Origin of the sequence: Nostoc sp. CCY0012, assembly GCF_963920855.1 — a bacterium.
GTDB lineage: Bacteria > Cyanobacteriota > Cyanobacteriia > Cyanobacteriales > Nostocaceae > Cyanocohniella.
This window is the reverse complement of sequence record NZ_CAWUDM010000140.1, coordinates 1-12,855: the sequence shown is the minus strand read 5'-3', so window position 1 is coordinate 12,855 and position 12,855 is coordinate 1. Positions and strand designations below refer to the sequence as shown.

Below are 12,855 nucleotides of genomic sequence, written 5' to 3'. Positions count from 1 at the left end.
CCGGATTAAACTGAAGCGCCTTTATCCGTCAATTAATTTTTGACAGACTACTAGCTGAACAAATAGAGGATCACATTGTTCTCAAAGAAATTTATGAAAAGCTTCGACCAGATCAATACATTTGGGATGATGATTTCAAAGAATTATTGCAAAATATATATCCTGATATCGATCCATCATCTTTAAAGGATTATACTAGCAGAATGCTTTCATGGTTTTGTTTTACAGGGCTATTAGAAATAAGACAAACTCGGTTGATAGCAAGACCTATTAGAGCAAGATACGGACAGCAAAAGGGTAAACTCGCAGAATGTGAATTTGACAAGCCCAAAATCCATAAATCTTATATCAATCCCGAACACCCAAGCTTGTTAGATTTATTAGATTCATAATTTACATAAGTTATTAAACATAAACATCTTTATTGATCGGTATAAAGTTAATAAATCACCTCTTTTCTTAACTAACATTTTCAATGTTAATTGTGATTATTCTATACAGGTTTTATTGCTTAATTTATATTTGAATTTGAGAAAAATGCGTGATGGGCAAAGCCCCGCCTCTGGCGATCGCCTATCATGAAAGTACCAACAAAGTGCGATCGCTCGTACAGAGTATGGCGATCGCTTTGAGATCAAATTAATTACCTAGTTCTCGATACCGTTCCTGAATATCCTTAATTGTGAACACTGCTTGAAAGTTTAACCCTACTGACTGATAAAATTCAGATCCACCTTGTAGTCTGTCTACTAGTGAAATTACTGTATCAACTGTATAACCAGCATCTCTTAGCCGCTCTACAGCTTTCATGGCAGATTGTCCGGTAGTGACGACATCTTCCAAAACTATGACTTTTGCACCTATCGGCAAATTTGGCCCTTCAATATAAGCCTTGGTTCCATGTCCTTTGGCTTCTTTACGAATAATTAGCGCTGGTATGGGGCGATTTTCATACGCAGAAACTACACTTACCGCTGACACAATAGGATCAGCACCCAATGTTAAACCAGCAACAGCTTGGGTATCTGTAGGTAACAGGGATAAAATAATGCGCCCAATGGCTAAAGCGCCTTGGGGATGAAGAGTTACCTGCTTACCATTGATGTAGTAAGAACTACTTTGACCAGAAGATAGAACAAAATCACCTTCTTGATAAGCGAGTTGACAAAATAAGTTTAGTAGCTTGTGGCGCAGGGTTTCTAAATCAGTAGTAGCTGCACAAATATCTGATTGGGTAAAGGTTTCAGTAGTATACGTCATTACAAAACATGCAAACTTATGTTACACCAAAGGTTGAACTTATGAGAGTTCTGAATTTAAGCATAAATGAAGATTTGCCTAAAAACTGAGGAGTACAGAAGATGAGTATAAAATTTCCAACCTTTGGTGGTTTATTAGTTTTGCTAGCTGCTAGTGTAGCTTTTCCTTCTGTTGTTGTTGCTCAAACAGAAACAGAAACACCCAATTATGAAACCACAAATGATGTCTTTGAGCGAGCTTTTTTTAGACATGATCGCAACTTCTACGAAAATACTACCCCCAAACGGCAGCTAGACTCAATACTAGGTTCTGGTTCTGGTTTTCGTAATTCCTTCCCCGAAAATGAAATTGCCCGCGATGCTGAGTTGGTTAACACTCTTTATCGTGATGTCCTGCAACAGCAGGTAAGCAATGACCCTTATCTTCGTACTCCCGATTTACCAAATCCTTACGGTACATCTTTACTAATGTCTCCCCGCTTGAATGCTAATCAACTCAGAGTCGGGACTGAGTTCAGATTTGAAAATATGTCACAACGATAAAAAAAGTGCTGGGTGTTGGGGACTATTACCAAAAGGCGGCAGTCCAAGTTTGTCCGTAAATTAATAGGGACGAGTATTTTGTCCTCAGCTCTCAGCACTCAAATAATCCAGGGTGCAGGAGTTGAACCTGCCTTGGGCGAATTATGAGTTCGCTGCCTCAACCGCTCGGCCAACCCTGGTCGAATATAAACTATAGCGTAATTTTACAGTCTTGTGTAGACTCAAATAAATTTTATGAGATTTTATACAACATGTTTTCTGGGAAATGGTGCAGACTAGTATTAATTAAGTTCTTTTAAAGATTGAGGTACAAAGCCTCAATGCTTTTAATATTCAATACGCTTAAAATAGACCAGCATTTTTTTGCAATAGCTTGTCAGCGATGAAAATAAATTCCACTGTACTTCTGACTTTAATTTTGTTAGTCCTGATGCTGGGAGCAGGTTCTGTGAGTGCGCTTTTGGGTTTCGAGATGGGGAGTGCGGCACTCAAAGGTGTAACCACACCAGATGGTCGCCCTACCAGCAAATTTCCTAGCAGTCGGACAAATGGCTCTCAACAGTTAGGGGTAGCATTATTGAAAGAAGACGAAATATTAAAAATTGTTAAGGCTCGGATTGAAGGTAAGACCAAGGCTGCTAAATCAGAAAAGCTAGAGGAAGATGATGAAGAAACTAATAGCAGTAGGCAAAAGCCCCAAGAACAACCTCCAGTAGTGGTGCCAGAAAAACTCTCACCTGGTTTTCCTGTGACTGCTGAAAGTGAGGGCGTAACTTTTGCGGTGCAATCTGTCCGTTACTCTGGTGGTGATTTACTCATGAGAGTGAATATGCAGAATAAAGGTGCTGATTCTGTGCGTTTCTTGTATAGTTTTTTGGATGTTAGCGACGAAAAAGGACGAACCTTGAGTGCCAGTACAGAGGGTTTACCAGATGAATTACCTGCAAATGGCCCAGTAGTTTCTGGCACAGTGATCATTCCCACAGCTTTACTGGATGATGTGAATAAGATATCCCTCTCTTTGACAGATTATCCCGCTCAGAAACTGAAGCTAGAGGTGTTGGATGTTCCTGTAGAAAGGTAGGTAGTTTGGGGATGGGAAGATGAGGGAGAAACGCCTGCTTTTTTTCTACAGGTTTCTTTTAAACCCCACTCCCTACACCCCTGCCTTTCTTCCATGCCCAAAATAGGAGCGTGAGTTTTACACGAACTTTGGCTGTGAGTGGTTTTTCTAATTTAATTTGGACGGATGTGGGGCTGCGATTGTTATCAGTGCTGTTGCTGATTGCTATCAATGCTTTTTTTGTGACGGCAGAGTTTTCTATGGTGAATGTCAGGCGATCGCGCATCCATCAGCTGGTGCAAGCGGGTGATATTCCGGCGATCGCTGTTGAAGGACTACAACGTAGTATCGAAAGACTATTATCTACAACTCAGTTGGGTATTACCCTTTCTAGTTTAGCCCTAGGATGGATTGGCGAAAGTTCCATTGCCGTACTGGTGGAGCTATGGCTAAAATCTTGGCCTTTACCTACAGGGATGAGTAATTTAATCGCTCATTCCCTATCAATACCCATCGCCTTTTTCTTGATTACCTATCTACAAATTGTTTTAGGTGAACTATGTCCTAAATCAGTAGCGATGCTTTACTCAGAGGATCTAGCAAGATTTTTGGGCCCCTCGGTAAAAGCAATCATGCGCTTTTTCAGCCCCTTCATCTGGGTTCTTAACCAATCAACCAGTTTTCTGTTGCGGCTTTTTGGCATCGAATACACTGGACAAAGTTGGCGATCGCCTGTGACTCCTGAAGAATTACAACTAATTATTTCTACGGAACGAGAATCTACTGGTTTACAACTGTCAGAGCGAGAATTGCTCAACAATGTGTTTGAGTTTGGCGATGTAATGGCCCAAGATGTGATGATTCCCCGTACTGGCATTGTAGCTTTGTCCAAAGATGCCACTTTTCAGACCTTACTTCAAGAAATGATCACTGCTGGTCACTCACGTTATCCCATCATTGGCGAATCTTTAGACGATATTCGCGGCATAGTGTATTTTCGAGACTTGGCACAACCATTGGCCATGGGAAAACTGACTCCAGAAGCACATATCCAACCTTGGATGCGTCCTGCCCGGTTTGTACCAGAACACACGCCTTTGAGTGAACTCTTACCAATGATGCAGCAAGAGAAACCCGCAATGGTGATAGTAGTTAACGAATTTGGTGGCACTGTGGGATTGGTAACCATCCAGGATGTGATTGCAGAAATTATCGGCAACGCTGGCGAACCTGATAACAGTGATGACTTGCTGATTGAGATGTTAGATAAGCAGACTTTTTTAGTGCAAGCCCAGATTAACCTAGAAGACCTCAATGAAGTTTTGCATCTCAATTTGCCTCTAACCAAGGAATATCAGACCTTAGGAGGTTTTGTGCTGTACCAATTACAGAAAATTCCCACCAAAGGTGAAATATTTCACTATGAAAATCTCGAATTTACCATAACATCAGCCGTCGGCCCACGCCTGCATCAAATTCAGGTGCGACGCTTGGAGGCGGAGTGATCAAGAATATGGGGGAAATGAGGGAGATGGCGAGAAAAGTATGTATTATTTGTGATTAATTATTAGTTGTTAGCCTCTTGACATGGACTAATGACCATTGATTTACCCTGAGCGTAGCCGAAGGGCTAATGACTAATGACCAATAGAACTATTTTTATACTTGTGTTTACTAGTGTGAGTTTTTTAGGTGGCTGTGTTGGCTACCCCCGCCTAGTTAATTATCCTTTTGATCCTGGTGGTCGCGGTCTTAACAGTCTGGCTTCAGAACTTAATCCCCAAATTTCCGGTAGGTATATTGTGTTTACAAGCGATCGCCGGGGCAGCCAAGATGTCTATATGTTTGATACACTGACACGTAGTTTGGTTGATTTACCAGGTTTAAATTCTTTAGATACCATTGCCTCTCATCCTAGTGTGGCTGAAAACGGTCGTTATGTTGTTTTTACCGCTAGTCGTCAAGGCCGTTCAACTATTTTTCTCTATGACCGAGAAACACGCCAATCCAGAAATTTAACTGGTAACCTGCAAGCAGAAGTTCGCCACCCTACTATTAACGCTGATGGTAGCAGGATTGCTTTTGAGTATAGTAACAATGGGCAATGGGATGTTTTAGTTTATGAGCGTTCTGGGCAACCATTGAATATTCTCCAAGATCCGCGTTAGGGGCTAGAGACTAGAGAAGAAGAGACAGGGATAAGCTGGACTTGTACCATAATCATCCCCCATCTCCTTATGGACTTCCAGAAAATCAATTCCCCAATTTATTGAGATTGATATTTTTCTTTCCCCCCTGCTCCCTGCCCCCCTGTCCCCCTGCCCCCTTACCCCCCATCTCCTCAGCCTGCACAGATTCAATGAGCGATCGCACTTGTTGAGTTCCTTGGGACGATTCAAAGGATAATGGGAATTTACCCCTGGCTATCATCCGCAAGCCCAGGGGTGCAAGACTGAGTAATCCCTTCAAGTCTCGAAAGTAGTTACCCACTACTTGGATGCCAAATTTACGTTCATCGATCCAACCACCTTCTTTGACTAACTCTATTAATACTTTGCGATGGCGAATTGAGCGACTATCGTCGGCTTGTTTGCGGTCGAGAATTTCTTGTTTAATTTTAGTGATTTGCTCTAATGGTGCTACTTCCATTGGGCAAACTGAATCACAGTAAAAACAACGGGTACAACCCCATACTCCTTTAGTACCTTCGTTGTAATTTTCTAAGCGATTTTCAGTTTCATTATCACGAGAGTCGGCGACCATGCGATAAGCCTTGGCTAAGGCGTGAGGCCCGACAAAATCTGAATTAACTTCACGGGCATTGCATTCAGAGTAGCAAGCACCACACATGATACAATTGCCAGTCTGATCGAGGCGCGATCGCTCTAATGGGGTTTGTAAAAACTCTCTTTCGGGGACTTGTCGTGCTGCTGTACTCACATAAGGAGCTACAGCCTCTAAATTATCCCAAAAACTGCTCATATCTACGACTAAATCTTTAATCACAGGCATATTACCTAAAGGAGCTATTGTAATTTCCGAAATAGTCTTTGCCTGATTTGTCGTAGCAGATATTTGTTTCAATCTGGCAAGTTCACTGCCAACATTTTCTTTACAAGCTAAAGCCGAACGCCCATTGATTCGCATAGCACAGCTACCACAAATGGTATTTCGACAATTTTTGCGAAATGCCAGCGTTCCATCTTGTTCCCACTTAATTTGATTAAGGCAGTCCAAGATTGTATTGCCAGGTTCTGCATCTAACAGATAAGTTTTTACAACAGGAGCGGAATTTTGTTGCTGCCGAATGATCTTAAATAGAATTTCCATTACTACCAACCAAAGACTTAAAATTGCATCACCAGCCTGAGAAACCTTGAGTTAAGGCAGATGATTGCAAAAATTGGGCTAAATATACTGTTGTTGCCCTTAATTCAGAACCAGGTATTAATAGGCTGACGATAAAAGAGCAACTGATTCTAGTTTAAGGATAACCATTAAAATTTGTTTTGAAGAAGCCCGGTAGCAGAGATTAGTCTGAATATTCAAACCCAAACGCCAAAAAAAGTAATTGTGGCTGCGTGTGCAATTTACCTGTTTGCAGGTGCAAGGACAAGTAAGTGGATCACAGGAGAACGACTAAGGTTGATCTGCTGCTTAGTGAATATATCTAACCTAACTAACTGCACCAATGCTTCTCAATAAATCTTGATGTCAATAGTATTTAGTGCTATTGCTAGGAAAATCCCTCATATAGTCATGAAAGCAGATTTTTTTGGTTATGGTAGGACTCCTATTTGATTTTTCTTGGCGTAGCCTGTACTTTGGGTTTACGAGACTAAGTACAGATTATGCTTTCTTAACTGTTCCCTGTTCGGTGACACGCAAATAAATTTAAGAATCAAACCGGATTACTATATAAATGATAAATATCTGGTAATGGCAATAAAGTATTTGCAAGATGTGGATAAATTTATTCTTCCCCAAGACAGACGTTTAAAATACCTTACCGCTTTTTGTCTCATGACAATCAGCCGCGAAGTCAATCCTTGCTACTTTTTGTCTGTGTTCAATCACGAAAATCTGGGATTCAACTCAATTGTCAAAACTGCTCGTCTAATTTTAGATTAATTTTTATAAAAGTCATGCGGCAATACTCTCTAGGATAATAAAGCAAAAGGAAAATCCTCAGCGCTTTTTGCCTCCCTAAGTCCAGAGATTTAGATAAAACTTTACTCGCAAGTTAATTTTAAAACTAAACAATAAGTTTGCTATTATTAGTCCATGCTAGTATTTAATATAAAATTACGAAGTAACAAATCCAGTATCAATAGCCGTATAAGCGCGGCTAATGCTGCTTTGTTGATTCGTAATGTAGAGACAATAAATTTCATGTCTCTACAGGCAGGATAAAAGGTGAATATCCGTAAGACCCTGTTCAAATACTAAGCTGTCCTAAGCTTAGGAGGGAGAGTAAGGAAAGCCTTACAACTCAAGGGCAATAAAGACAAGCACTGGAAGTAGAAAGCCCACAATTTATTGGGTCTACGACTTATTTGTAGTAGAACTCTAACAAGTTGTAAAAGTGGCTGTAAGTCACCCTGCTACAGTAGCGCCAAAAGAAAAAAAAATTATTTCTGATGGCGAATAATCGTTAAAAGTGCCGTAAAATCACCGAAATTAATGCCTGTGACAACCATGACATTTAATATGTTGTGGGTAACCATAATATAGGCACTTGTCGCTCATCCTATCAGTAGGAATTTACTTCTCACCCTAGGGGTGTGAGTATCTCTGTGCAGATGATAAAAAATCAAATACTGCCATGAGACAACATTGTTTATCAGTTTGGAGAGAGTAAGGAAAACTTGAGCATAATGACTGAAACTGCAACCGCACCATTAACTGGAAAAGCACTGCTTGCTAAGGTAAAAGAACTTTCTAATTTACCACGTCGAGAAAGAGCCAAGCAATGCGGCTATTACACTGTTACTAAAAATAATCAGGTTCGCGTCAACCTCACAGATTTTTATGATGCTTTGCTATCGGCTAGAGGAATTCCTCTCAGTCCAGAAGCACCAAAAGATGGCCGTGGTCGTGAACCGACATATAGAGTTAGCGTTCATCAAAATGGTCAAATTGTGATTGGTGCTACCTACACCAAGGCCATGAACTTAAAACCTGGAGATGAGTTTGAAATCAGACTGGGATATAAGCACATTCACTTGATTCAACTCGGTGAAACTGATAAAAAATTAACCCCAGATGATGTAGACATTGACGAATCAGACGAAGATTTGGAAGACGAAGAGTAAATTTACTGCGCGTCGGAATAAGTTAACAAGAAATAATTTAGGAGTCAGCCGCCAGAATTTAGCATCCGTTCTGTGCAACTGATAGGCCAATAGATGATTTCCAGACACCACTAAATCTATGATTTGGTGGTTCAAATCGTCTGCCTATTACATTCCACATTTGAGATTTTTCTACAAAACTTATTCTGGCTCTGACAGTCAATTAGCAATTCTGTTGAAGAATTTTGTTACATATAAATGCGATTAGACCCCTTGCAAAAATTACAGACTCTAGTAGAGTTTTGCATAATAAGCAAGAAGTCTATCGTATTTTTTTGTGTCTATTTTGATAAATTACTTGGAACCATCAATCAACTCCCTACGAGCATTGATGGCAGATGCATCAGGATTAGTTGTAGTGGCGGCATTTTTTGTTAGCTGGATAGGATGCTGGTTACCAATAGCAACAATAATAGCGATTGTACTTCATTGGCGACCCGGTAAACCTTTACAATCAGAGCAGAAATTACCCTTATTAGTGTCACTTTACTTATTAGCTCCCCTAGTTCTCTGGGGAGTTATTTGGCTAACTGATCAATCTTTCTCAGATTACGGCTTTGCAGGGAATCTTTCAATGCTGGGTTCCTTAGCACTGGGTTTTGGATTGGGAGTAATTAGTCTAGCGATGATGTTTACCTGCCAATTCTGGCTGGGCTGGTGCCATTTAGAAAAGTCTAATATCAAGTTAATACCATCTAGCTTGCCAACAATTTTATTAATAGCGTTATTAGTTGGCGGTATAGAAGAGTTAGTTTTTCGTGGTTTTTTGTTAACTGAATTAGAGCGTGACTATCCTATTTGGGCAGCCGCCGCACTTTCTAGCTTAATTTTTGCTCTACTACACCTGGTTTGGGAACAGCGCGAAACCATACCCCAAATCCCTGGATTATGGCTAATGGGAATCATGCTGGTGTTAGCCAGGATTGCTGATGGCGGTAGTTTGGGCATAGCGTGGGGACTACATGCAGCATTAATTTGGGCGATCGCTACTGTAGATACCGCAGAACTAATTACTTACACGGGTAAAGCGTCGGACTGGTTGACTGGCAAAAATAAAAAACCCCTAGCTGGGGCGGCGGGAATTATTTGTGTATTGGTAACTGGATTAATTCTGTGGTTGCTTTCTAGGTATTTTTCCACTTAAATACCAGACATTTTCGGTTCATAGCAAAATCAACATCAATAAATCAAGCAAAGCTTTTACTGGCATAGTATAAATAGTAAAAGCTTAATTAAGTAATTTGACGAGTATATGTAAAAAGAATGTGATAATTGTGGCTTGAACTTATGTAAAAATTAACTTGGTAAAAAATCAAACCTGGGGTTAGTTGTCTAAATGAACAGTAATGATCAAATCAAGATTTTGTTTTTGACATCTGATCCAAGCGATGCGGCGCGATTACGCTTGGGACAAGAATTGCGAGATATTCGTGAGAGGCTGCAACTAGCAAAAAAGCGAGATAGATTTGTCCTAGAGTCCCGTGAGTCTGTACGTCCAGGGGATATTACTCAAGCAATATTCGATATTGAGCCGCAAATTGTACATTTCTCAGGACACGGGAAAAGTACAGGTGAGCTTTGCTTTGAAGATTTGTTGGGAAAGTACCAACTTGTACAACCAGATGCTTTAGCAGCACTATTTGAACTGGTAGCTGATCAAATAAATTGTGTAGTATTGAATGCTTGCTATTCCGAAGCTCAAGCACAAGCGATCGCAGCACATATTCCGTTTGTGATTGGCATGAATCAAGCAATTGGCGATCAAGCCGCGATCGCTTTCGCTGTTGGTTTCTACAAAGCATTAGCAGCAAACCGCACAATAGATTCAGCTTATAAGTTTGGGTGTGTAGAAATTCGACTGCAAGGCATTCCAGAACATTTGATACCAGTTCTGTATATAAAACCAAGTTCCGTGTCTTCCCAAGCGGTACAGCCAATAGCGTCAAGTAGTTTAACTCCTGGACAAAAGCGGCGAATTTTAGCAGAAATTGATAGCCTCCAGCAACAGTTGGATTTATTGAGCGAGAAATTGGCTCTACTGCGGCATAATTCAGCGATAGAATCCGGTACTGCCGTGAAATTTCAATTGTTAAAACAGATTGAACAAGCTGAAACTGAAAGAACACAAATTACTCAAAGGATTGAGCAGCTAGAAAATAGCCTGTAATAAAAATAGCAATTTCTCACTGAGAAGAACCAGCACCCAAATAGTTTAGATAATAAAATTTACGGATGTCCTCAGTTAAGCACTTACAGAAAAAACGGCAAGAACTTCAACACCAGTATGATCTACTAAGCGAGAAGATAGGGTGCTTGCGGGTTGATGCTGCTATCCAAGCAGGGGCTTCAGTAGCTTTTCAGCTACGTAAAGAAATTGAGCAGTTTGAGAAAGAGCGCGATCTCCTCCATAATCAGATTCAGACTATCGAGAGGTTTTGCGGAAGTGAGCCAATACACAGTGAACTTTTTCGTCTGAACTACACAGCACAGGTGAGATTCTTTCGAGAATTTATTGCAGAAAAACGCATAGGAGCATTTTTAGTTCATGGATTGCCAGAACATGGTCAAATCTGGCTATTGAAGCGTTTATTACAGACAATTCCTGACAGTACCGCTACTCCCCTCCTACAATTTCGTCTCTCACGTAGGGCATTGAGAACCGACATTGCAGCTTTATGGAGAGATTTAGGTTGTCAGATTGGAGTAGAAAATTTCTCATCTTATGAGCAGATTGCCCAAAATGTTGTGGCTCAATTGAAGACTCAGCATATCATTCTGGTATTTTATGATCTGGACTGCATCGATGAAACCTACCTGCATGAACTGATTCGTGAATTTTGGTTGCCCCTAGTAAATTCAACTCAGAAAATTTACTCAAGTAACGAATTTTTTTTATTGGTGTTTTTGGTTGACCAAGATGGTTGTGTTAGCACCTGGAATCTTGGATTTGCAGAGCAACTTGATCCCATCTGGAAACCCGATATTCCCATTAGGTTACCAATTATTGATCCCTTATGTGAACGAGTTTTAGTTAACTGGATGGAAATTGCAATTGATGTTTTACCAATTCAGGTAACTAAAAAAATTGACTATACAGTTCAGGCAATTCTCGAAAAAAGTGAAGGCGTTCCAGAGCGTGTGTTTGCCGAAATTTTTAATTTGTGTGGCTGTAAATGGCAGGAGGAAGAAACCAGGTGGCTAGAACTGTAAACGGAAAGCGGTTGAAATACACAGGTAAGGTGCAGCCGAAGCCAGGGGAACAAGATCCGCAAACGGGACAAATCTTGTATCCTTACCTACCTAGTGAGAAATTAGTAGAGGCTGTGAATTTAGCGATCGCTCTCGAACGCCCCTTGCTGCTAAAGGGAGAACCGGGGTGTGGCAAGACTAAATTGGCTCAGGCTGTGGCTTATGAGCTAGGTTTGCCTTATGAAGCTTGGTACACCAAATCTACCAGTCGGGCGCGGGATGGACTATATCCCACATTCCGCACCCCCCGGTGTCACAATCGGTAATTTCGTATTTTTGAATTCATTTTAGGATGTTTTTTATACAAAAAGGTCGAAATCTTAGGTGGCGATCGCTAATCCCAAACCCCCAAACGACCATTTTTCGTTGTGTGACAGTTTAGGGTGCGGAAGATGGGCTATATACCTATGATGCAGTTGGCAGGTTGCGAGATGCTCAACTTGCTGCTTCTGGGATAGATAAAGAGGCCGCAGTCCAGGCAAAAAACGCTGATGCTTACGTAGAGTGGGGGCCATTAGGACGTGCCTTTCAAAGCAAACAGCCTACTGTAGTTTTGATTGATGAAATGGACAAGGCTGACATTGATTTTCCGAATGATCTGCTGCTGGAACTGGATGAGCAAAGGTTTGAAGTCACAGAAGTAAACCCATCTTCCGCACCCTAAACTGTCACACAACGAAAAATGGTCGTTTGGGGGTTTGGGATTAGCGATCGCCACCTAAGATTTCGACCTTTTTGTATAAAAAACATCCTAAAATGAATTCAAAAATACGAAATTACCGATTGTGACACCGGGGGGTGCGGAATGTGGGGTAAAACAAAACAGTCCCATTAAAAGAATCCAGGCGAAGGTAACACCGATTATTTTTATTACTAGTAATGATGAGAAAGATTTGCCCGATGCTTTCTTACGTCGCTGTTTGTTCCACTATGTCAAATTCCCTCAGCGTCAGCAGTTGATAGAGATAGTCAAAGCTCGCTTTCCAGTTTCGCCTCTGGAATTGGTGGACGCAATTATTGACCGCTTTTGGGAACTACGCGAAGAGATGCGGCGAGACAAGGGCGAAGCAGGTAAAAAAGTTAGCACTAGCGAATTGATGGATTGGGTGCGGATTCTTACTCATCATGAAGACGATGATATTTTGAGCAAGTTGAAAACAGAACTTTTGTATCCTGGGGTGTTGCTGAAGAGTTGGGATGATTATCGCCGTTATGGTGAGCCAAAGCAATTTTAGTCAAAAATATGAACATAAAAAATCCCCAGTCAGAATTACCATTGCTTGACCTCTTTTCACAACTCCGAGAGGCAGGCTTATCCTTGGGGATCAATGAATACTGGAGTTTAGACTAGGCAGCAAGAAAAGACTCAGCAACGCTGAGTTGAAAA

At 41.0% G+C, this 12,855-nt stretch carries 14 protein-coding genes and 1 tRNA gene; 12 read left to right on the top strand and 3 right to left on the bottom strand.

Features of this window, described 5'->3' with window-relative positions; all coding sequences use genetic code 11:
• Positions 1 to 639: 639 nt before the first annotated feature.
• Positions 640 to 1,260: an orotate phosphoribosyltransferase gene (pyrE, locus tag ACM0OS_RS25860; RefSeq protein ID WP_414546040.1), complete on the bottom strand. Its 621-nt coding sequence runs from the start codon at positions 1,258 to 1,260 to the stop codon at positions 640 to 642.
• Positions 1,261 to 1,361: 101 nt separating this feature from the next.
• On the opposite strand from pyrE, the gene ACM0OS_RS25855 reads away from it, so the two are divergent.
• Complete coding sequence (locus ACM0OS_RS25855) at positions 1,362 to 1,802, top strand: hypothetical protein (RefSeq protein WP_414546039.1); 441 nt, start codon at positions 1,362 to 1,364, stop codon at positions 1,800 to 1,802.
• Positions 1,803 to 1,908: 106 nt separating this feature from the next.
• Here ACM0OS_RS25855 and ACM0OS_RS25850 read toward each other — a convergent pair.
• A tRNA-Ile gene (locus ACM0OS_RS25850) sits at positions 1,909 to 1,981 on the bottom strand.
• 203 nt (positions 1,982 to 2,184) lie between these two features.
• Here ACM0OS_RS25850 and ACM0OS_RS25845 point away from each other — a divergent pair.
• The 3 genes from ACM0OS_RS25845 (at position 2,185) to ACM0OS_RS25835 (ending at position 5,033) form a co-directional block, all read left to right on the top strand.
• Complete coding sequence (locus ACM0OS_RS25845) at positions 2,185 to 2,886, top strand: hypothetical protein (protein ID WP_414546038.1); 702 nt, start codon at positions 2,185 to 2,187, stop codon at positions 2,884 to 2,886.
• Between the two features lie 110 nt (positions 2,887 to 2,996).
• Positions 2,997 to 4,370: a hemolysin family protein gene (locus ACM0OS_RS25840; RefSeq protein WP_414546037.1), complete on the top strand. Its 1,374-nt coding sequence runs from the start codon at positions 2,997 to 2,999 to the stop codon at positions 4,368 to 4,370.
• A gap of 135 nt (positions 4,371 to 4,505) precedes the next feature.
• Positions 4,506 to 5,033 carry a TolB family protein gene (locus tag ACM0OS_RS25835; RefSeq protein WP_414546036.1) on the top strand — a complete coding sequence of 176 codons (528 nt, stop codon included), beginning with the start codon at positions 4,506 to 4,508 and terminating at the stop codon, positions 5,031 to 5,033.
• Between the two features lie 85 nt (positions 5,034 to 5,118).
• Here ACM0OS_RS25835 and ACM0OS_RS25830 read toward each other — a convergent pair whose 3' ends face one another.
• The gene (locus ACM0OS_RS25830) at positions 5,119 to 6,195 is read right to left on the bottom strand and encodes a succinate dehydrogenase/fumarate reductase iron-sulfur subunit (protein WP_414546035.1); all 1,077 of its coding nucleotides are present in this window, start codon (positions 6,193 to 6,195) and stop codon (positions 5,119 to 5,121) included.
• Positions 6,196 to 6,804: 609 nt separating this feature from the next.
• Between ACM0OS_RS25830 and ACM0OS_RS25825 the strand changes: the two genes are divergently transcribed.
• From ACM0OS_RS25825 to ACM0OS_RS25790, 8 genes are all read left to right on the top strand, one after another.
• Complete coding sequence (locus ACM0OS_RS25825; protein WP_414546034.1) at positions 6,805 to 6,996, top strand: hypothetical protein; 192 nt, start codon at positions 6,805 to 6,807, stop codon at positions 6,994 to 6,996.
• Between the two features lie 746 nt (positions 6,997 to 7,742).
• Positions 7,743 to 8,180, top strand: a complete 438-nt coding sequence (locus ACM0OS_RS25820; protein WP_414546033.1) for an AbrB family transcriptional regulator — start codon at positions 7,743 to 7,745, stop codon at positions 8,178 to 8,180.
• 370 nt (positions 8,181 to 8,550) lie between these two features.
• On the top strand, positions 8,551 to 9,363 hold the full coding sequence (locus tag ACM0OS_RS25815; protein ID WP_414546041.1) for a lysostaphin resistance A-like protein: 813 nt from the start codon (positions 8,551 to 8,553) through the stop codon (positions 9,361 to 9,363).
• A 192-nt stretch (positions 9,364 to 9,555) separates the two neighbouring features.
• Positions 9,556 to 10,386 (top strand): CHAT domain-containing protein, encoded by an 831-nt coding sequence (locus ACM0OS_RS25810; protein ID WP_414546032.1) that lies wholly within the window; start codon positions 9,556 to 9,558, stop codon positions 10,384 to 10,386.
• Between the two features lie 65 nt (positions 10,387 to 10,451).
• The gene (locus ACM0OS_RS25805) at positions 10,452 to 11,429 is read left to right on the top strand and encodes a hypothetical protein (RefSeq protein ID WP_414546031.1); all 978 of its coding nucleotides are present in this window, start codon (positions 10,452 to 10,454) and stop codon (positions 11,427 to 11,429) included.
• Positions 11,414 to 11,734 carry an AAA family ATPase gene (locus ACM0OS_RS25800; protein ID WP_414546030.1) on the top strand — a complete coding sequence of 107 codons (321 nt, stop codon included), beginning with the start codon at positions 11,414 to 11,416 and terminating at the stop codon, positions 11,732 to 11,734. The genes ACM0OS_RS25805 and ACM0OS_RS25800 overlap by 16 nt, the downstream gene beginning before the upstream one ends.
• A 158-nt stretch (positions 11,735 to 11,892) precedes the next feature.
• Positions 11,893 to 12,132, top strand: a complete 240-nt coding sequence (locus ACM0OS_RS25795) for a hypothetical protein (RefSeq protein WP_414546029.1) — start codon at positions 11,893 to 11,895, stop codon at positions 12,130 to 12,132.
• Between the two features lie 121 nt (positions 12,133 to 12,253).
• Entirely contained in the window at positions 12,254 to 12,703 is a 450-nt protein-coding gene (locus tag ACM0OS_RS25790; RefSeq protein ID WP_414546028.1) for a hypothetical protein, read from the top strand.
• Positions 12,704 to 12,855 lie beyond the last annotated feature (152 nt).